We start from the raw sequence: 19374 nt of genomic DNA on the forward strand, positions 1-19374 counted from the left end.
GTCAAACCAATGCTCCCCGCCCGGCGGCGTACGAGGGAAGTCCGACCGTGTCCCCGCGCGGGCCGGATGTCCCGCCCACAAGGAGACAGCTGATGACCACCATGTCACTCCCCCCAGCGAACACGATCGGCGTACAGAGCTACACGGAGACGTACCCAAGCGCCCCCGATTCCGCCCGCCGGGCGCGGCTGCTCGTTTCGGCGGCCCTGCACGCCTGGGACATGGGGGACTTGGTCGACTCGGCCATGCTGGTCGTCTCCGAACTCGTCGGCAACTCCGTCCGCCACACATCCTGTCGGCTCCTTCGAGTGACCGTCAGCCGACCGGGTCCGACGCGGGCTGAAATCACGGTCACCGACAGATCCCGCACCACCCCCACCATGACCCGTTCCGCTGCCGACGCCGAAGAGGGGCGCGGCCTGGTTCTCGTCGACGCGTTGAGCGAACGATGGGGCTGCGATCTCCATCGCTGGGGGAAGACCGTGTGGGCGGAGGTCGCCGCGTGCTGACACTACGGCTCATGGATGAGGCCGAACTGACCGGCGACGCCCACCCCGAGCAGTGCGTGGAGCTGGCAGTCCCGAGGCTCACTACGAACACAATCACCATCCGCACACTGCGTCTTGCTCCCGCCGATCTCGTACGACTGCGCACCGAGGCCGACCTAGTCCTCAGCGACATCCGCACTGAGGTCATGCGGGCGGAGGCCGCGTGGCGGCAGCTCCTCGGCGAGTGGCACGCCGACGGCCGACGGGCGACGCTCGAATCGCGGGAAACCGACGTTCGCCTCCTCGCTCGTGTCCTCGAAGCCCTGCGCCGGGATGACCTCGTACTGGTGTAGGCCCACAGTTTCCCGGCTGATGGCCGAAGGACAGCAACGGCCGGGACGGTGTCCGTTTGCTCCGCCGTGGGCGGGCGCCACGCACCACAAAGCTCCACCTGTCCGAATCGCGCCCTACAGCACTACCCCGAGCGCGAGTTGGCTCGAACCTTCCGCCCTCAGCCGGGCGGAGCCGAAGAGGAAGGAGAACCACCGCATGACGACGGACAAGGACCCGACGGGAAAGCCGCCTCTGCCGGCCCGAAGCGGGCTGCTGGTCGCGGTCACGGAGCTGATGGCCGTACAGGACCGGTACGACTCCCTGCGGTCGGACAACGCCGGATCCTCCGGTGACGCGCCGTGGCCCGGAGGCGACGGCAACCTGACCGACGTCGGCTGACACCCCCTGCGGCGGGGGCTCGTGCACTGTGCGGGCCCCCGGCGCTCCTTACGCCCCACACTCAAAGGAGGCAGCAGTGGAACACCGCTTGGTCAGCGCCATCGAGACGGCCCTGGACTGGTCAGGGCCGGAGAAGATTGGCACCGCCTTCGCGCTGGGCCGCGTCGACGACGCCCAGCTCCTCGCCCGGCTCCTGACCCCGAACCGACTCCTCGACATCGCGATGCGCCGCAGCCTGTGCCGCCCTCAGTTCCGCGCCTTCCAGAACGGGGAGGAGGTCCACCCGGCCGTGTACTTCTCCGACACTGTCAGCCCCCGGGGCCAGGCCATCCCCATGGTCAACATGCACCGCCTGGGCGACCTGCTCCGCGACGGCGCGACGCTCATCATGGACCAGCTCAACACCTTCGACCCGACCATGGAGGCCGCCTGCCGAGCCTTGCAGTGGTGGACCCACGAACGGGTCCAGGTCAACACCTACCTCACCACGAACGAGGCGTCCGGGTTCCCGCTGCACTGGGACGACCACGACGTCATCGTGGTCCAGCTCGCGGGCGAGAAGGAGTGGGAGGTTCGGGACACGTCCCGCGCGGCGCCGATGTACCGGGACGCCGACCCCAACAACACCCCCAGTGACACCGTGATTTTCGACGGCACCCTCCAGGCCGGCGACGTCATGCACATCCCACGCGGCCACTGGCACCATGCCAGCCGCACCGGTAGCGGCTCCGGCTTCTCCCTCCACGCCACCTTCGGTGTCACCAAGCGCACCGGCGCGTCATGGATGGCGTGGCTGGGCGACTGGTGCCGCGAGCGCGAGGTCTTCCGCCACGATCTCGACCGGAGTCAGCCGGACAGCGAGGCTCTGGTGGACGCAGCCGCCCGGCTCGTCCGTGACCGTGGCCCGGCTGACTTCCTCGTCGCCTACGAGCAGCAGACCAATCCGGGCCGCCATGTGCCGTTCCTCGACATCTTCGGCCCCCTCGACGCGGTGGTGTGCACCGCCCACTTCCCGCCCCAGATCAACGAAAGCGGCGAGGCGGTCGACGTCGTCACCTCCGGTAAGAGGCTCACCCTCGCCGCCGAGGCCCTGCCCGCCCTGCGGCTGCTGCTCAGCGGTCACCCCGTCCCCCTCGGCGAGGCGGCGGCCACCATCGGCGATGACGTCCACGAGGTCGCCGAGATTCTCGTGAAGGAGGAGATTTGCACACCCCTGAACGCCGAGTTGTCCTCGGGCTACACCGGTCTCGTCACCACCGTGACATCCTGACCGCCGCCCTGGACCTGGGTGTCACCGCTCTGGACACCGCGTCCACCTACCTCCATCGGCACTCCCACACCACGCTCGCGGCCACGGCCGGCAACCTGCTGCCCAAATTCGTTGTCTCCACCAAGGTCGGGTACTTCGACAATGGCCACAGCCTCGATCCCATCCGGCTCCAGGCAGCCGTCGAACAGACGGTGAGAGAGCTGGGACGGGAGCCGGATACGGTGCTTCTTCACAACCCCGAACACTCCCGACCCGATGCGCAAGCCCTGGCGCAGGCGTGCGGTGTCCTCGCGGACGCCGTGGCGGCCGGGTTGTGTGGATCATGGGGGATCTCCACCTGGGATCCTCGCCCACTCGTCGGCCTGGACGCTGTTCCGACCGTTCTCATGGTCCGGGCCGGGCTCCTGGTCGGCGTCGACGTCCTCGAAGCCGCCGAGGCCCTGGTGACCGGATGGAGGCCCCGGCATGTGTGGGGCATGAGTCCTTTCGGTGGGAGCACGAGCAAGCCGGTGTGGGAAATGTTCGACGTGGCGATGTTCCTGGGGAATTCCCCGCCGGCCAGCCCTGTCCAGGCCGCGTTCCGAGCCGCCTTCAACCTCCCCGTTGTCGAGGCGGTCGCCGTCGGCACCGGCACCCCGGAACATCTGCAGGAGCTGGTCGACGCGACGGAGTTCGACGTCGACGACTCGATGGTCCGTGAGTACCGGCAGCTCCTGCGTCAGGCCGCCTGAAGCTCCTTCGCGACCTGCTCCGCCATGGCGCGGGCGGGTTCCAAGCGAGGGTCCTCGGGGTGCGGGTACGGCCCGAGGATCTTCGCGGCCACGAACAGTGTCATCAGCTTGCCGTCCCGGCTCTCGACATCGTTGCGCCGCTCGCTGCGAACGCGGTCGGCCAGGGGCGGGACGGCGAGCGAGGCGCCCCACAGCGTCGCCGCGTCCAATCCCCTTGGGGCCATGCCCCAGTCCTCCCAGTCGAAGATGCAGAACGTCGGCGCGGTCATGTTCGCCCAGTTCAGATCTGCGTGGGCTGGTACCCACTCGGTGAGAGTGCTGTCGACATCAGGGAATACGCTGCGGATCGTGGAAGCCACGAGTTCCTGTGTGATGGTCTCGGTGTCCGGGGTGGCGATGCGGTTCGTACGCTGTTCGGCCAGAACGTCCAGCGAGGCATTCATCGCTGCCCACCATTCCTCGGACAGCTTCGGGGACTCAGCCACGATGGCACAGCCGACCGGAGCTCCCGGGAGAAGGCCGGTCTCGTCCGCCCGCCACATCACCGGCTCTTTCTCGTCCCGCCATGCCACGCCAGCGTGCCAGGCAGGTTTCGCGATCCCGTGCAGGGCCTCCGCGCTTGGGGTGCCGTCGCCGCCCTGGACTCCGATTCGGTCCAGCCCGCGCCGCTCGATCCGCACCCACGTACCGCGGTCTGTCCGGCCCCCGACCGACCGGCGCTTACACAACACCGTGTCCCGGTCGATGCGCACCTGAAGCGACTGCTCCACCCGCTCGAAGACAGCCTCGACAGGTTCGTGGCGAAGGTCGACAGGACGAGCAGCAGGCAGCGTCATACGGGGGACCGTAGCAAGCCTCCGCCCGGCGTCACAGACGATTCAGCCACGATCACACGACCACGCAGCAGCCTCCGTCCCGGGTGCACGGAACGGGTGAGAAGGCTCTTTGCTCCGAGGTCGAGGGTGGGCAGACGAGTCGGGCTGTACGCCGGGTTCTGTCACCCGGTCGCCTCGCGGCGGCCGGGGAGACGGCCATCCATCTAGGACCGGTGTTGCCACCGGCCTCGTGCGGTCTACCCGCAGACTCGGGCGGGCAGCCCTCGAACGTCCGCGCAGGGTCGCCTCGCGGCGGCCCCTCTTGACCTTGCTCCGGGTGGGGTTTACCGAGCCGCCTGAGTCACCTCAGGCGCTGGTGGTCTCTTACACCACCGTTTCACCCTTACCGGGGACCGAGGTCCCCGGCGGTCTGCTTTCTGTGGCACTGTCCCGCGGGTCACCCCGGGTGGGCGTTACCCACCACCCTGCCCTGTGGAGCCCGGACGTTCCTCGAAAGGAACCCCAAGGGGACCTCTCGCGGCCGTCCGCCCGGCTCGTCTGCCGTGACGACCATGCTACCCGGCGCTCAGGCCAGGTCGGACGTGTCCAGGTCGAAGCCGAAGGGCTCGGGGAGGGCGAGCGGCTTGCCGAACGGGAGGGTGCACAGCTGGCGGTAGTCGCCGTTCTCCGGATCGGAGAAGAGCGTCAGGGCGGAGGCGTCCCGGTCCATGAGCAGGTAGAGGGGGATCTCGGCGCGTGCGTAGCAGCGGCGCTTGGTCTCGCGGTCCGCGCGGGGCCGGGTCGACGTCACCTCGACGACGAGGGCGACACCGTCACTGGGCATCCAAGGGTCGGCTCCCCGGAACAGACGCAGGTCCGAAGGGGCGAAGGTACCGTCGGGGATGACATGGTTCCTGGTGCAGTCGGGGGCACTCCTGAGCTTCAGGCCCTTGTTGCCGGAGAAGTCCATGTCGGTCCGTGACCGCCTGATGATTTGCTTGACGATCTGGCTGATGTAGTCCTCGTGGTCTCCGTCCGGCGGCGGTGTCACAACGATCTCCCCCTCGATCAGCTCCGCGCGGAAGCCTTCCGGCGTGTCCAGCGCCAGGAAGCCCTCCAGCAGGACGTCGTCCCGCGTGAGCGGTTCATGCGGCATGGCGCTCATGTCGCGCTCCTTCCTCGGTCGCTGATCACGATCGGACATCGCTGCTCCCACCGTCCCGGGGATGAGGGTCGTTCCCTCGATCGTGGCACATGATCAAGGAGATCCACGGGTATCCCCCGGCACCGTCTCGGACCGCGTTTGACCTTGCCGCAGCGTCAGGGTTTCTACTGAGGCCATGCGGATCGGAGAGATCGCCGCGCTCGTCGGGGTCACGCCCCGGGCCGTGCGGCACTACCACCATCAGGGGCTGCTGCCCGAGCCCGCCCGGCAGGCCAACGGCTACCGGGACTACTCGGTGCGGGACGCCGTGCTGCTCGCGCGCATCCGGCGGCTGACCGAGCTGGGGCTCGGGCTCGACGAGGTGCGGGACATCCTCGCGGACGACGCCGGCCGGGAGCTCGTCGAGGTCCTTGAGGAGCTGGACGAGGACCTGGCCCGGCAGCAGGAGCGGCTCGCCGAGCGGCGCGCCAGGCTCGGGGCGCTGCTGGCGTCGGCGCGGGACGGGCGGCTGACGGCCGAGGGGCCCGTGTCGGCCGAACTGGCCGCCCTGTTCGGGACCATCGCCGAGGCCGGCGCCGGACGGCCAGGACCCGAGTCCCCCATGGCCGCGAGGGACCGGGAAATGCTCGCCCTGCTGGACACCGTCGCGCCCGCCGGCGAGCGCGAGCGGCTGCTCGGCGCGATGCGGCGGATGACCGAGGCGCCGGGCGCGGCCGACCGTGCGCACGAGGTGTACGCGCTGCTCGACGCGCTCGCGGACGAGGCCACCGGCGCCGACGACCCGCGCGTGGAAGAGGCCGCGCGGGCGCTCGCCACCTGTATCCCCGACGAGGTCGCCCAAGGGCTCGGCACCGGCGGCACGCTGCCCGACAGCACCTTCCGCGACGCCTTCTTCGCCGACTTCTCCCCCGCCCAGGCCGCCGCCGTGCGCCGCGCGCTGCGCATCGTCGCGGAGCGTGCCCGGTGAAGCGGCTGCTCAGGGGTGTCGCCTACGCGGTGATACCCGGCGAAGTGGCGCTCGTGGTCTGCCTGTTGGCGGGTGTACGGCCGCCCGCGCCGGTCCTGGCCGCCGCCGAGGTCGCGATGCTGGTGCTGCTCGTCGCCGAGGCGGCCGTCTTCGTACGACTGCGCCGCCAGGGCCACAGCAACCGGTCGGCCGTGCGGGAGCTGGTGCCCGAGCCGGTGCTCCGGCTCACCGGGCACGAGCTGCGGCTGATGTGGAGCTTCGTCCTGTGGGTCGCCCGGCGCCGCCACGGCGTCGGCCCGGACGCGCAGGCGTTCGGGCACGCCCGCGACCAGGCCGCGCTCATGTTCGGCTTCGGCTTCGTGTGCGTGGTGGAGACCATCGGGATGTCCTACCTGCTGAGCGGCTGGCCGGTCGTGCACGCGATCGTCCTGGTCCTCGACGTCTACAGCGGCATCTTCTTCGTCTTCGGCCTGCACGCGGCCTCCGTCACCCGCCCGCACGTCCTGTCCCCGGAAGCGCTGCGGGTGCGCAAGGGGGCACACGTCGACGTGCGCATCCCGCTGGAGCGGATCGCCTCCGCCTCGTACGAGCTGCGGTTCACGCACACCCGGCAGGACGGCGTGCTGGACCTGGCCGTCGGCGGGCAGACCTCGCTCACCCTGGAGCTGTCCGAGCCCGTCGTCTCCGTGGGACTGCTGGGCAAGGAGCGCCGGGTGCGGACCGTACGCATCCACGCGGACGACGCCCGTGCGCTCCTGCGCGCCCTCACGCAGGCACGAAGCGCACTTTCGCCGCCGCCGGGTCTGCCTGCGGAGCGTCCAGCGGGCCGGCCCGGGTGAGCCGCACCGGCAGCTCCTCGCCGAGGGGGAGCGCCGCCCCGCCGCCGTCGACCCGGGCGACGATCGCCGGGTCCCTCAACTGCACGGTACCGACGTCCGGTTCATGCTCCCGCACATCGACCACGAACGCGTCGAAGACCTCCCCGACCCGCCCCTCCAGCACGGCCGCCTCGACGAGGTCCACGCACTCCCGCTCCACCGTGCCCGCGCGCCGCGAGCCCTCGGCCATCTCCTTCGGGAGCGCGTCCAGGGCCTCCGCCACCCAGGCGGGCGGCTCCCGGCCGGCGACAGCCGCCACGCACAGCTCGCCCGCGTACCGGTCGACGAGCCGGCGCAGCGGGGCGGTGCAGTGCGTGTACACGGCGGCGACGGCGGCGTGCACGGCCGGGTCCGGCAGGTGCCCGCCGCTGAACGCGGTGTAGCCGGCGCCCCGCAGCAGCGTCGTGCACTCCTGGAGGAAGGCCGCGTGCCGGTGGTTCGCCGGGTCGAGCGAGCGGACGACCTGCGCGTACGAGACGTGGTGCGGCCAGTCGATGTGCAGCGCCCGGGCCGTGCGGCGCAGCCGGGCGACCGCGCCGCCGGGGGCGGTCGGCAGGGTCCGCAGGATCCCGGTGCCCGCCTCGGTCATCAGCTCGGCCGCGGCCATGCCGGTGAGCAGGGAGATCTGCGAGTTCCAGCCGTCCGCGGCGAGCGGGGCGCGGAACTCCAGCGCGTACGTGTGGTCCTCCTGGACGATCTCCTGCTCGGGGACGTTGAGCGAGATGCCGCCCCGCTCGGCCTCCAGCCGCTCGCGCAGCAGCCCGACCTCCTTCAGCAGGGCGAGCGGCTCCTCGGCGGTCCCGGAGTCGATCTGCCGCTGCACGCCCGTGTAGTCGAGCTTGGCCCGGCTGCGCACCAGCGCCCGCCGTACGTCGGTCGAGACGGTCCTGCCGTCCGCGTCCAGGTCGATCGTCCACAGCAGCGCCGGGCAGGTCTGGTCCGGCAGCAGACTGGCCGCGCCCTCGGAGAGCACCGCCGGGTGCAACGGAACCTTGTCGTCGGGGAAGTAGAGCGTCAGCGCCCGCCGGTGCGCCTCGGCGTCGAGGGTGCCGCCCGGCCGTACGAACGCGGCGACGTCCACGATCGCGTAGCGCACGCGGTAGCCGCCGCCCGTGCGGCGCTCCAGGTGCATGGCCTGGTCCAGGTCGGTGGAGGTGGGCGGATCGATCGTGAAGAACGGGACGGAGGTCGCGTCGCGGTCGGGGAGCCGGGGCTCACGCGCCGCCCGCTCCGCCTCCGCGAGCACCTCGGCGGGGAAGCCGTCCGGCACGTCGAGCGCCGTACGCAGCGCGCACAGGGCCGCCAGCAGCGGAGCCTCGGCTGCGCAGACCGCATGCATCTGACGGCGGGGCATGGACCGAGCGTATGGCGGGGCCCGCGCACCCGCACCCCTGGGAGCCGGGCGGTTGGGAGCCGGGGTGGGAGCCGGACGGTTGGGAGCCGGGGTGGGAGGCGGGCGGTTGGGAGCCGGGGTGGGAGCCGGGCGGTGGTCACGGCGCGACCAGGGCCTACGCTGGCGCGGGGGCCGCACCCCCTTTCCTTACGTACGCAGAGGAGAACCACCGTGCTCGTGCTGTTGCCGCCGTCGGAGGGCAAGGCCGCTTCCGGCCGCGGGGCGCCGCTCAAGCCGGAGTCGCTGTCGCTGCCCGCCCTCTCAGAGGCGCGCGCCGCGGTGCTCGACGAACTGGTCGGGCTGTGCCAGGCCGACGAGGAGAAGGCCCGCGAGGTGCTCGGGCTGAGCGAGGGGCTGCGCGGCGAGATCGCGAAGAACGCGGCGCTGCGGACGGCCGGGGCGCGGCCGGCCGGGGAGATCTACACGGGCGTGCTGTACGACGCGCTCGGCCTCGCCACGCTCGACGCGGCGGCGCGCAGGCGGGCGCGGCAGTGGCTGCTGGTCTTCTCCGGGCTGTGGGGCGCGGTCCGGGTGAACGACCGCATCCCGTCGTACCGCTGCTCGATGGGCGTGAAGCTGCCGGGGCTCGGTGCGCTGGGCGCGCACTGGAGGGGCCCGATGGCCTCCGCGCTGCCCGAGGTCGCGGGCGGCGGGCTGGTCCTCGACCTCAGATCGTCGGCGTACGCGGCGGCGTGGCGGCCCAAGGGCGAGCTCGCGGGGCGTACGGCGACGGTACGGGTGCTGCACGCGCCGACCCGGAAGGTCGTCAGCCACTTCAACAAGGCGACAAAGGGCCGGATCGTGCGGAGCCTGCTCGTGGCGGGGGCGGCGCCGACGGGTCCGGCGGAGCTGGTGGAGGCGCTGCGGGACCTGGGGTACGTGGTGGAGGCGGAGGCGCCGGGCGGTGCCGGCGGTGCCGGCGGGTCCGCCGGGAAGGCGTGGTCGCTGGACGTGCTGGTGGACGAGATCCACTAGGCGGGCCGGTGGGCGTGGCGCTGGACGTGTTGCATCCCGCGCCTGTTGCGCTATGTGCAACGCGCGTTGCACATAGCGCCTTGCTTGGGCAGGATGCGGGCATGACCTCCGTGCTCGACCTCGCCCCCGTCATCCCTGTCGTCGTCATCGACGACGCCGCCGACGCCGTGCCGCTCGCCCGCGCCCTGGTCGCGGGCGGCCTGCCGGCGATCGAGGTGACGCTGCGCACGCCCGCCGCGCTCGACGCGATCCGGGCGATCGCGGACGAGGTGCCGGACGCGGTCGTCGGTGCGGGCACCGTCATCACACCGGGCGGCGCGGCGGCCGCGGCCGCGGCCGGTGCGCGCTTCCTGGTCAGCCCCGGCTGGACCGACCCGCTGCTGGACGCGATGCGGTCCTCCGGCGTGCCGTTCCTTCCCGGGGTGTCGACCGCGTCGGAGGTCGTCGCGCTGCTGGAGCGCGAAGTGACGGAGATGAAGTTCTTCCCGGCGGAGGCGGCGGGCGGCACGGCCTACCTCACCTCGCTGTCCGGCCCCCTGCCCCAGGCCCGCTTCTGCCCCACGGGCGGCGTGTCCCTGGCCTCGGCCCCGTCGTACCTGGCCCTGCCGAACGTGGGGTGCGTCGGGGGCACCTGGATGCTGCCCCCGTCCGCGCTGGCGGCCCACGACTGGGCCCGCGTGGAGTCCCTGGCCCGGGAGGCGGCTGCGCTTCGCGCGTGACGGGTTGGCACCCGGGGTGTTTGTGTCCTCAAGCGCCGGACGGGCTGGGGTGTTGGGGTTGCCCGGTGGCGGTGTGGTGGGCCGGGGTTCTTGTCCTCAAGCGCCGGACGGGCTAGGTGTGTCGGGGTCGCCCGGCGGCGGGCGGTTGCCGTCCGGGTGGCGCTGCGGGGCTCGTGTTCGGGACGGCATGATTTACGGCACGCCGCCCGGGGTTGTGTGGGTGCCGCGTGTGTTGCGTGCCACAAATCACGCTTGAGTGTCCCGAACCCGACCCCTCCGCACCCCCCGGACCAGGTCACCGGCCATGGCCGACCCCGGTGGTCGGGTTGTGCCCACCCGTCCCGCCCTGCGGAACGCCTGCCCACAAACCAGGCGGCCACCTCACGTTTGTGGGCAGTCGTCCCGCTGGGGGTCCCCCCAGGACGAAGTCCTAGGGGGAGGGACGGGTGGGCACAAACCACCCACCGGCCCGCAGACAGCGAACAACCCGCAGGCGCGACAACCACCCACCCACCCGCGCCCGGCGGACGACCCCGGGGCGGGGCCGTGCAGGGTCGGCCCCGCAGGAGACGGCGGCAGGCACCGGGCTCGCAACCCGACAAAACCTGTACGCCGCCGCCTCCGAGGAGTCGAGCCCGGAGGGGCCCCGAACCGCACCACCCACCGGACACACCCCAAGCCCGTCCGGCACTTGAGGACAAGAACCCCGGGTGCCCACCCGACACCGGGCAACACCGCACACCCCAAGCCCGTCCGGCACTTGAGGACAAAAAACCCGGATGCCCACCCGACAAAGGGCAACACCGCCCCGCCGCCCAAAGCCTCAGCGCAAGTGAGACGTCTCGTTCAGCAGCCGCAGCGACGCGTTGCCGTCCGCGTAGTACGCCACCGCCGACAGCGACGCCGCTGACAGCTCCATGCGGAACAGGGCCTCCGGGGGCGCGCCCAGGGCCAGGCGGACCAGGGTCTTGATCGGGGTGACGTGGGTGACCAGGAGGACCGTGCGTCCGCGGTACTCCTCCGTCAGGCGGTCCCGCGTCGCCGCGACGCGCCTCGCCACCGTCGCGAAGCTCTCGCCGCCGCCGGTCGGGGTGGCCTTCGGGGAGGCGAGCCAGGCGTCGAGGTCGTCCCCGTACCGCTCGCGGACCTCCGCGAACGTCAGGCCCTCCCACGCGCCGAAGTCCGTCTCGCGCAGGCCCTCGTCGATCCGTACGCCGAGTCCGAGGCGGGCCGCGACGATGTCCGCGGTCTGACGGCAGCGCTTCAGCGGCGAGGAGACGATGTCCTGGACGGTGCCGCGCGCGGCCAGCGCCGTCGCCACGGCCTCGGCCTGGCGCTCGCCGGCCGGCGAGAGCGCGGGGTCGGTGCCGCCGCTGCCGGAGAAGCGCTTCTCCGGGGTCAGCGGCGTCTCCCCGTGCCGCAGCAGGACGAACGTGGCCGGTGTCCCGAGGTCGGCCGGCCCCCACCCGACGGACGGCGTGGCCGGGGAGGCCGGGGAGGCCGGGGCAGCCGCCGTGGCCGGCGCCGGAACGGTCACCGCCGCGTCGGCACGAGCACCGGCGCCGACACCGGACCCGGCACCCGCGCCCGCGCCCGCGCCCGCGCCCGCGCCGACCAGCGCCGCCCGTGCCTTCGCCGCGCCCGCCGCCGCGTCCCCGACGACCCGCGCCGCGCGTGTGTCCTCGGCGAGCGCGGCCCGCGAGGCGGACGGCTCCCACTGCCTGCCCTGCTTGCCCGCGTCCATCGCCTCGTTCGCGAGCCGGTCCGCGTGCTTGTTCTTCTCGCGCGGGATCCACTCGTACGTGACCTGCCCGGCGGGGAGGACCCGGCCCGCCTCCGCGGCCAGCGGCTTCATGTCCGGGTGCTTGATCTTCCAGCGGCCGGACATCTGCTCGACGACGAGCTTGGAGTCCATACGGACGCGGACGGCGGCGTCGGGGGCGAGTTCCTTCGCCGCCTTCAGGCCGGCGATCAGCCCCCGGTACTCGGCGACGTTGTTCGTCGCGACGCCGATGTACTCCGCCCGCTCCGCGAGCGGCTCCCCCGTCGCCGGGTCGAGGACGACCGCGCCGTAACCGGCGGGCCCCGGATTGCCCCGGGAGCCCCCGTCGGCCTCGACGATCAGCTGGCGAACGGCCATCAGAGGCCGGACTCCGACGTACGGACCAGGATGCGGCGGCAGTTCTCGCAGCGGACGACCGTGTCGGCCGCGGCCGCGCGCACCTCGTTCAGCTCGGTGATGTTGAGCTCGATGTGGCAGCCCTCGCAGCGGCGCTGGTAGAGGCGTGCCGCGCCGATGCCGCCCTGCTGCTCGCGCAGCTTCTCGTACAGCTTCATCAGGTCGGCCGGCACGGACCCGGCGACGACCTCGCGCTCCTTGGCCACGGAGGCGGTCTCGCCGTCGAGCTCCTCGTACGCCGCGTCCCTGCGGGCGGTCGCGTCGTCCGTCTTGGCCTCGACCGAGGCGACGCGGCCGGTCAGCTCGCTGACGCGTTCCTGCGCGGACTCGCGGCGCTCCATGACCTCCAGCACGACGTCCTCCAGGTCGCCCTGGCGCTTGGCGAGCGAGACGATCTCGTGCTGGAGGCTCTCCAGGTCCTTCGGGGAGGTGACCGCGCCGGAGTCGAGGCGCTGCTGGTCGCGGGCGGCGCGCTGGCGCACCTGGTCGACGTCCTGCTCGGCCTTGGTCTGCTCGCGGGCGCAGTCGCTCTCCTCCGTCTGCGCGGCGACGAGCAGGTCGCGCAGTTGCGTGAGGTCCTTGTTCAGCGTCTCCAGCTCGGCGTGCTCGGGCAGCGACTTGCGCTTGTGCGCGATCTGCGACAGGCGGACGTCGAGGGCCTGGACGTCGAGGAGGCGGATCTGGTCGGCGGGCGCGGCGTTCAGTTGGGGGCTCCAGAGGTGTGGTGGGAGGACCAGGGGTCGGTGACCGTCTTCGAGACGTGGACGCGCAGGTCCCAGCCGTGGCGGTCGGAAATCTCGTCGAGCTGGGCGGCGGCCTGTTCGCACCATGGCCATTCGGTGGCCCAGTGGGCGGCGTCGACCAGGCCGAGCTTCCCCGAGGGGGTCGCGTGCTGGGTCGCCTCGGACGCGGGGTGGTGGCGCAGGTCGGCGGTGAGGTACGCGTCCACGCCCGCGGCCCGTACGACGTCGAAGAGGCTGTCGCCGGAGCCGCCGCTGACGGCGACGCGGCGGACGATGGCGTCGGGGTCGCCGGCGACCCGGATGCCCTGCGCGGTGGCGGGCAGCCGCTGCGCGGCACGGGCGCCGAACTCACGCAGGGTGAGCGGGTGGTCGAGCTCGCAGATGCGGCCGAGCCCGTTCTCGGGCACGAGGGGGCCGGTGACGCGCAGTCCGAGCGCTCCGGCGAGGGCGTCGGAGACCCCGGGGTCGGCGGTGTCGGCGTTGGTGTGCGCGACGTGCAGGGCGATGTCGTGCTTGATGAGGGTGTGCACGACCCGGCCCTTGAAGTGGGAGGCCGCGACCGTCGTCGTACCGCGCAGATAGAGCGGGTGGTGGGTGACGACCAGGTCCGCGCCGATGGCGATCGCCTCGTCGGCGATCTCCTGGACGGGGTCGACGGCGAAGAGGACACGGGTGACCCCGGCGTCGGGGTCACCGCAGACCGTGCCGACGGCGTCCCACTCCTCGGCCCGCTCGGGGGGCCAGAGGACGTCGAGCGCGGCGATGACTTCAGACAGACGGGGCACGGAGCAAAGGCTACCTGCCCGGCGCGCCGCACCACCCTGTGCAGGCCCGCGACCGGTACCGCGCAGCACAACCACCCCTGCGAGCTCAGGCGAACCGCGAGACGGCCACCCTTATGTGTGAAGTGAGCGGTCTCGCGTTGTTCGGCTGGAAGTGCGAAAACTAGCTTCGGTGGCCGGAGGTGAACAGCCGATGACAGTGTGTGCCATCGAGGAGGCCACGGAGGACGCGGCCGTTCGGCGAGCGGCGTTCACGATCAGCCCGGACGGCTGTTACGCGGCGCGGCTCGCGGGCGCCGGGGAGATGCGCTTCGCCGAGCGGTGGACGCTCGACGGTCCCGAGCCGTACGCGGTGCCGCTGCCGCTCGACCAGCCCGAGGAGCCCGACGCGCAGGTGGCGCCGATGGCCGACGGGCGGGTGCTGATCAGCCGGCGGGTGGCGGACCGGCAGATGTTCTCGCTGCTCTATCCGACCGGCCCGGGTACGGGCGAACTGCCCCTCGGCGCGGTCGAGTCGGCGTCCGAGATGACGCTGCTCCCCCCGTCGCCGAACGGCACCTGTGTGTACGCCCTGGCCCATGGCGAGGGGGCGACGGCGGTGTGGCTGGTGGCCGGCGGGGCGTTCGGGCCCGAGCGGGTCGCACAGGTGCCTGGCCGCTGCTCGGGCGGGGTGTGGCTGGACCGTACGGGCCGGATGCTCGCCCTGGACCGGGAGGCGGACGGGATCACCAAGGCGGTGGCGGTCGATCTGGAACGGGGCGGCGAGGTGACGCCGCTGCTGCAGATCACCGAGGACAGCAACGACCGGCTGCTGCTCGCGGACGCCGAGAGCGGGCTGCTGCTGATCCGCTCGGACGCGGCGGGGCACGACCGGCTGGGGTGGGGAGTGCTGGGCAGTCTGCGGCCGGTGCGGTTCCCGGAGTGCCTGCGCCTGGCGGACGCCGCGGTGACGCCGTTCGCGATCCAGCCGGGGCAGGTGCTGATGCCGGAGAGCTGCGCGGTGGCGCTGCGGATCGACGCGGCGGCGGGCAGCTGGCTCGGCGTGTGGCGTCCTTCGGCGCGGCGCATGCGGCAACTGGCCGGGCCCGAGGGCTGGTTGACCGGCACGGGGCTGTGGACGAGGGAGGGGGTGCTGCATCTGCCGTACGCGACGGACGCGGTGCCCTGCGGGGTGGCGCGGACGGAGATACCGGAGGCCGCGTTCCAGCCCGAGACGGTCACCGTGATCACGGGATCGGCACAAGCGGAATCCGCAGGTGGGGAACCGTGCGCGAGCGAGGGGGGTCCTGTCGTGTGCAGGCCGGTGCCGTTGCAGCAAGCGCCCCTGATCGGGCGGGTGGCGCCTGGTTAGACTTTCTCACCGGGGGCTGCGCGGCCGTACCGTCCGGCCCTTGCGACACGAAATCAGCGATCCACGACGGGGTGAACCTTTTCCATGTCTGAAGCCCGAACCGACACGACCCAGGCACGTCCGCAGGGGGCGGGCGCGAGCCAGGCCGGGTCCGGCGGCGCCGGAAAGCACCGGGGCGGTGCGGCGCGGGAGGACGTCGCGCCCCCGGCCACGGCGGGCCGCCACCGCCGCCCCAGCGGCGGCGCAGGGCGGTAACCGGCGCTCGGCCGGTCCCGTTCCCGGGGGCTTCCGCCCCTGTCCCCCGCTCCTCGGGCGCCGGAGGGCCGGCCATACGGTCCGGACACCCGGCATCCGGACCCGGGGCGGGGAGGTGCGGGGAGATGCAGTCGAGTCCGGATGAGCTGGGCCCGCCCCGGCCCGCACCCGGCGACGTGTGCGGGCCGGGGCGCTGTCCGGTCCGGAGCGCTGTCCGGTTCGGAGCGCTGTCCGGTTCGGAGCGCTGTCCGGTTCGGAGCGCTGTCCGGTTCGGAGCGCTACCCCTTCTTCAGCCCCAGGACCTCCGTCGCCGCGAACGTCTCGTCCGCCGGACGGGCCTCGTAGTACGGCGACAGCACCGCATCCAGCTCCTCGTAGGAGAACGCCTCCTTCGCCGCGTCGAACTGGGCCGCCACCTTAGGGCGCTCGACGATCGCCACCATGCCGCCGTGGACGACGAGGAGTTGCCCGGTGATGTGCGAGGCGGCCGGCGATGCGAGGTAGCCGACGAGGGGGGAGACGTGTTCGGGGGCGAGCGGGTCGAGTTCGCCGTCGCCCGGCTCGGCAAAGCCGGCGAAGACGTCCTCCGTCATACGCGTACGGGCCCGTGGGCAGATCGCGTTGGCCGTGACGCCGTACTTGCGCAGCGCCAGCGCCGTCGACGTGGTGAGGCCCACGATGCCGCCCTTGGCGGCGGCGTAGTTCGGCTGCCCCGCCGAGCCGGCGAGGAAGGCCTCCGAGGAGGTGTTGACCACGCGGCCGTACACCGGACCGCCCGCCGCCTTGGAGCGTTCGCGCCAGTGGACCGACGCGAAGTGGGTGGTGTTGAAGTGGCCCTTGAGGTGGACCCGGACGACCGAGTCCCACTCGTCCTCGCTCATCGAGAAGACCATGCGGTCCCGCAGGATCCCCGCGTTGTTGACCAGGATGTCCAGCTTCCCGTACGTGCCGACGGCCAGGTCGACCAGGGCGCGCGCCGCGGCGAAGTCGGAGACGTCGCCGAGGTGGGCGACCGCCCGGCCGCCTGCGGCGCGGATCTCCTCCGCCACCTGCTCCGCGGGCGCCGCGCTGGCCTCGCCGGAGCCTCCCCCATAGCCTTCGGCATGGGAGGTGCCCCCACGTCCCGGCTGCCCGTAGTCGTTGACGACGACGCTCGCCCCGAGCCCGGCCAGTTCCAGGGCCTCCGCCCGGCCAAGACCGCGGCCCGCGCCGGTGACGATCGCGGACAGGCCCTCCAAGGGGAGTGACATGAACCGTCCTCTCAGATCTCGATGCAGGTCCGCAGCGCCTCACCCGTACGCATCTGGGTCAGCGCCTCGTTGATCTCCGCCAGCTGCACCCGGTGGGTGATCAGCGACTCCAGGTCGACTCGGCCCGCCCGCCACAGGGCGATGGCGCGTTCGTAGGAGCGGAGCACGTCCCCGCCGCCGTACATCGACGGCAGGATCCGCTTCTCGTCGAAGAACAGCTCGAACATGTTGAGCTGGAGGAAGTCGTCCATGGCGCCCGCGCCGACGATGCACAGCGTCCCGCCGCGCCGGGTCGTCTCGTACGCCGTCCGTGCCGTCGCCGACTTGCCGACGACCTCGAAGACGTAGTCGAAGCCCTCGCCGCCCGTGATCCGCTGCTTGGCGTCGGCGAGTCCGTCGGGCGAGATCGCCTCGGTCGCGCCGAAGCGCAGCGCCGCCTCACGCCGCGAGGCGACCGGGTCGACGGCGACGATCTGCGCCGCGCCCTGCACGCGGGCGCCCTGGATCGTGGAGATGCCGACGCCGCCGCAGCCGATGACGGCGACCGACGAACCGGCCTCCACCTTCGCGGTGTTGATGGCCGCGCCGAGCCCCGTGGTGACCCCGCAGCCGATGAGGGCGGCGATGTCGTAGGGGACGTCGTCCGGGATCGGGACGGCGCAGCCCGCGTCGACCACGACCTCCTCGGCGAAGGTGCCGGTGCCGGCGAAGCCGAAGACATCACCGGCGGGGCGCTTGAAGTTGGGGGTGCCGGCGTTCATGAACCCGGCCAGACAGAGCTGCGACTGGCCGCGCCTGCAGGAGGGGCAGCCGCCGCAGGCGGGCAGCCAGCACATCAGCACCCGGTCGCCCTGCTTGAGGCCGGCGACCCCGTCGCCGACGTCGAGGATCTCGCCCGCCCCCTCGTGGCCGGGGATGAAGGGCGCGGGCTGCGGCAGCACGCCGCCCATCGCGGAGACGTCCGAATGGCACAGGCCCGTCGCCCGGACCCGGATCTTCACCTTGCCGGGGCCGAAGCCCACCGCCTCGACGTCGTCGAGTACGTCGAGCTTGTCCTGGCCGATCTCGTGCAGTACGGCTGCGCGCATGGTGCGGCTCCCTTCAGGAGGCTTCCACTCAGGAGGTTTCGACGACGGTGTCGGCGAGGACGGGAGCGTCGTCCCGCTCCACGGCCGTCACCGACACCTGGACCTTGCTGCTGTCCTGCTGCCACATCCGGATCCGCAGGGTCTCCCCCGGGAACACCACCCCGGCGAAGCGGGTGCTGTACGAGCGGACGCGTGTGACGTTCCCGTCCAGGAGCGTGTCGACGACCGCCTTGAGCGTCATTCCGTACGAGCACAGCCCGTGCAGGATCGGCCGGTCGAAGCCCGCGAGCCCGGCGAACTCCGGATCCGCGTGCAGCGGGTTCCAGTCGCCGGATAGCCGGTAGAGCAGCGCCTGGTCCTCGCGGACGGCCCGCTCGACGGTCTTGTCGGGCTCGCGCTCCGGCTGCTCCACCCGTACGGACGGCCCGCGTTCGCCGCCGAAGCCGCCTTCGCCGCGTACGAAGATCTGCGCGTCGCTGGTCCACAGCGGGCCGTCCTCGTCGGCCGCCTCGGAGCGCAGGACGAGGATCGCGGCCTTGCCCTTGTCGTACACGGCCGCGACGCGCGAGGTGCTGGTGGCCCGGCCTCTGACGGGGATGGGGCGGTGGAGCGTGATCGTCTGCCCGCCGTGCAGCACGGCCGCGAGGTCGACGTCGATCCCGGGGGCGGAGAGGCCGCCGACGACCCCCATGCCCGCGCCCGCGACGGTGGCGAAGCTGGGCAGGACGTGCAGCCGGGACTCCAGGGTGTAGCGCAGCTCGTCGGGGTCGGTGGCCGGGCTGTGCTTGCCTTGGAACGATCCGGCGCCGATGCCGAGGTGGTAGAGCTGGATGTCCTTGTGGTCCCAGCTGATCTCGGCGCTGCGCGGCTCGGCCGCGGTCGCCTTGACGGCATCGATGGGCATGAGGCTGCTGCTCCTACGACGGTTGAGGAGTGGAAGACCTCGGTGCGGCCGTCCGCACCGTCGGCCGCACCGAGGCCGTACGCGGGCCGGCCTCCCCGCGTCCGTGAACTGCTTCTAGAACGCGTTCCAGTCCGGCTCGGCCCCTATGTATAACGCACCCCCCAGGACTTGTGAAGGCTCCTGACACAACGTCAGATGCGGGTGTGTCGGCCCGCCGTGCAGGTCGGAGCGGACATAGGCTCGGCCAGGTGATCAGAGTCCTTCTCGCCGAGGGCACGGCCCACGGCGCACTCGCGCTGCTGCTCGGCCTCGCGGAGGACATCGACGTCGTCGCACAGGTGGGGCGCGGTGACGAGATCGTCGACGCCGCGCTGGCGGCGCGGCCCGATGTGGCGCTGCTGGAGGTGGACCTGCCGGGGCTCGGCGGGCTGGACGCGGCGGCGCGGCTGCACGACGAGGCACCGGAGTGCCGGGTGTTGATGCTGACCACCGTCGCACGGCCCGACCAGCTGCGCCGTGCGCTGGCCGGCGGGGCGGCGGGCATCCTGGTCAAGGACGGCCCGTTGGCGGAGCTGACGGCGGCGATCCGGGCGGTGCTGCGCGGTGAGACGGTCATCGACCCGGCGCTGGCACCGCCGGACTGAGCCCGGTATCGGGCTGCCGGGGTACGGGGCGTGGCGGGCCCCGGT

19 protein-coding genes, 1 other RNA gene and 1 pseudogene are annotated in these 19374 nt (G+C 72.4%); 11 read left to right on the forward strand and 10 right to left on the reverse strand.

Translation table 11 applies throughout. The features are described 5' to 3' along the window. Positions 1 to 92: 92 nt before the first annotated feature. The 5 genes from KK483_RS09420 to KK483_RS09440 all read left to right on the forward strand — a co-directional run bounded on the left by KK483_RS09420 (position 93) and on the right by KK483_RS09440 (position 3221). Positions 93 to 509, forward strand: a complete 417-nt coding sequence (locus KK483_RS09420) for an ATP-binding protein (protein WP_262004767.1) — start codon at positions 93 to 95, stop codon at positions 507 to 509. Positions 510 to 520: 11 nt separating this feature from the next. Beyond that, positions 521 to 841 carry a hypothetical protein gene (locus KK483_RS09425; RefSeq protein ID WP_262004768.1) on the forward strand — a complete coding sequence of 107 codons (321 nt, stop codon included), beginning with the start codon at positions 521 to 523 and terminating at the stop codon, positions 839 to 841. 196 nt (positions 842 to 1037) lie between these two features. Then, the gene (locus tag KK483_RS09430; RefSeq protein ID WP_262004769.1) at positions 1038 to 1220 is read left to right on the forward strand and encodes a hypothetical protein; all 183 of its coding nucleotides are present in this window, start codon (positions 1038 to 1040) and stop codon (positions 1218 to 1220) included. A 76-nt stretch (positions 1221 to 1296) separates the two neighbouring features. Further along, positions 1297 to 2490, forward strand: coding sequence for a cupin domain-containing protein (locus tag KK483_RS09435; protein ID WP_262004770.1), 1194 nt, complete (start codon positions 1297 to 1299; stop codon positions 2488 to 2490). After that, positions 2424 to 3221, forward strand: coding sequence for an aldo/keto reductase (locus tag KK483_RS09440; protein WP_262004771.1), 798 nt, complete (start codon positions 2424 to 2426; stop codon positions 3219 to 3221). The genes KK483_RS09435 and KK483_RS09440 overlap by 67 nt, the downstream gene beginning before the upstream one ends. Here the strand turns inward: KK483_RS09440 and KK483_RS09445 are convergent. The 3 genes from KK483_RS09445 to KK483_RS09455 form a co-directional block, all read right to left on the reverse strand. Continuing rightward, positions 3209 to 4057 carry a hypothetical protein gene (locus KK483_RS09445; RefSeq protein WP_262004772.1) on the reverse strand — a complete coding sequence of 283 codons (849 nt, stop codon included), beginning with the start codon at positions 4055 to 4057 and terminating at the stop codon, positions 3209 to 3211. The two genes, KK483_RS09440 and KK483_RS09445, sit on opposite strands and share 13 nt — an antisense overlap. Before the next feature lie 131 nt (positions 4058 to 4188). Beyond that, an RNA gene (rnpB, locus tag KK483_RS09450) (RNase P RNA component class A) lies at positions 4189 to 4593 on the reverse strand. A gap of 29 nt (positions 4594 to 4622) precedes the next feature. Then, the gene (locus KK483_RS09455) at positions 4623 to 5201 is read right to left on the reverse strand and encodes a Uma2 family endonuclease (protein WP_262004773.1); all 579 of its coding nucleotides are present in this window, start codon (positions 5199 to 5201) and stop codon (positions 4623 to 4625) included. Between the two features lie 175 nt (positions 5202 to 5376). On the opposite strand from KK483_RS09455, the gene KK483_RS09460 reads away from it, so the two are divergent. Both KK483_RS09460 and KK483_RS09465 read left to right on the forward strand, forming a co-directional pair. Continuing rightward, positions 5377 to 6168 (forward strand): MerR family transcriptional regulator, encoded by a 792-nt coding sequence (locus KK483_RS09460; protein WP_262004774.1) that lies wholly within the window; start codon positions 5377 to 5379, stop codon positions 6166 to 6168. Further along, the gene (locus KK483_RS09465; protein WP_262004775.1) at positions 6165 to 7007 is read left to right on the forward strand and encodes a hypothetical protein; all 843 of its coding nucleotides are present in this window, start codon (positions 6165 to 6167) and stop codon (positions 7005 to 7007) included. The genes KK483_RS09460 and KK483_RS09465 overlap by 4 nt, the downstream gene beginning before the upstream one ends. Here KK483_RS09465 and KK483_RS09470 read toward each other — a convergent pair. Continuing rightward, a complete protein-coding gene (locus KK483_RS09470) occupies positions 6934 to 8400 on the reverse strand; it encodes an RNB domain-containing ribonuclease (RefSeq protein ID WP_262004776.1) in 1467 nt (488 codons plus the stop codon). The two genes, KK483_RS09465 and KK483_RS09470, sit on opposite strands and share 74 nt — an antisense overlap. 210 nt (positions 8401 to 8610) lie before the next feature. Between KK483_RS09470 and yaaA the strand changes: the two genes are divergently transcribed. Together yaaA and eda are read left to right on the forward strand one after the other, a co-directional pair. Continuing rightward, positions 8611 to 9414 carry a peroxide stress protein YaaA gene (gene yaaA / locus KK483_RS09475; RefSeq protein WP_262004777.1) on the forward strand — a complete coding sequence of 268 codons (804 nt, stop codon included), beginning with the start codon at positions 8611 to 8613 and terminating at the stop codon, positions 9412 to 9414. Between the two features lie 101 nt (positions 9415 to 9515). Next, entirely contained in the window at positions 9516 to 10133 is a 618-nt protein-coding gene (gene eda / locus KK483_RS09480; RefSeq protein WP_262004778.1) for a bifunctional 4-hydroxy-2-oxoglutarate aldolase/2-dehydro-3-deoxy-phosphogluconate aldolase, read from the forward strand. Positions 10134 to 10956: 823 nt separating this feature from the next. Here eda and KK483_RS09485 read toward each other — a convergent pair. Genes KK483_RS09485 through KK483_RS09495 form a run of 3 tightly spaced genes read right to left on the reverse strand, consistent with a single transcriptional unit; the run spans position 10957 to position 13840 of the window. Next, the gene (locus tag KK483_RS09485; RefSeq protein ID WP_262004780.1) at positions 10957 to 12273 is read right to left on the reverse strand and encodes a bifunctional RNase H/acid phosphatase; all 1317 of its coding nucleotides are present in this window, start codon (positions 12271 to 12273) and stop codon (positions 10957 to 10959) included. Further along, positions 12273 to 13016 (reverse strand): zinc ribbon domain-containing protein, encoded by a 744-nt coding sequence (locus KK483_RS09490; RefSeq protein ID WP_262009412.1) that lies wholly within the window; start codon positions 13014 to 13016, stop codon positions 12273 to 12275. The genes KK483_RS09485 and KK483_RS09490 overlap by 1 nt, the downstream gene beginning before the upstream one ends. After that, entirely contained in the window at positions 13013 to 13840 is an 828-nt protein-coding gene (locus KK483_RS09495) for a Nif3-like dinuclear metal center hexameric protein (RefSeq protein WP_262004781.1), read from the reverse strand. Before KK483_RS09495 ends, KK483_RS09490 begins: the two co-directional genes overlap by 4 nt. 190 nt (positions 13841 to 14030) lie before the next feature. Here KK483_RS09495 and KK483_RS09500 point away from each other — a divergent pair, with 190 nt between their 5' ends. Continuing rightward, positions 14031 to 15188, forward strand: coding sequence for a hypothetical protein (locus tag KK483_RS09500; RefSeq protein ID WP_262004782.1), 1158 nt, complete (start codon positions 14031 to 14033; stop codon positions 15186 to 15188). A gap of 533 nt (positions 15189 to 15721) precedes the next feature. On the opposite strand, the gene KK483_RS09505 is transcribed toward KK483_RS09500, so the two are convergent. From KK483_RS09505 to KK483_RS09515, 3 genes are read right to left on the reverse strand one after another with little or no spacing between them, the layout of a single operon-like run. Further along, positions 15722 to 16693, reverse strand: a complete 972-nt coding sequence (locus KK483_RS09505) for a 3-oxoacyl-ACP reductase (protein ID WP_262004783.1) — start codon at positions 16691 to 16693, stop codon at positions 15722 to 15724. Positions 16694 to 16704: 11 nt separating this feature from the next. After that, positions 16705 to 17781, reverse strand: coding sequence for a Zn-dependent alcohol dehydrogenase (locus KK483_RS09510; RefSeq protein WP_262004784.1), 1077 nt, complete (start codon positions 17779 to 17781; stop codon positions 16705 to 16707). Positions 17782 to 17809: 28 nt separating this feature from the next. Next, positions 17810 to 18685 (reverse strand): MaoC/PaaZ C-terminal domain-containing protein, encoded by an 876-nt coding sequence (locus tag KK483_RS09515; RefSeq protein ID WP_262004785.1) that lies wholly within the window; start codon positions 18683 to 18685, stop codon positions 17810 to 17812. Between the two features lie 203 nt (positions 18686 to 18888). Here KK483_RS09515 and KK483_RS09520 point away from each other — a divergent pair. Then, positions 18889 to 19317: pseudogene (locus KK483_RS09520) on the forward strand (response regulator); the annotation flags it as partial. Positions 19318 to 19374: the final 57 nt, after the last annotated feature.

Origin of the sequence: Streptomyces sp. FIT100 (genome assembly GCF_024584805.1) — a bacterium.
Lineage (GTDB): Bacteria > Actinomycetota > Actinomycetes > Streptomycetales > Streptomycetaceae > Streptomyces.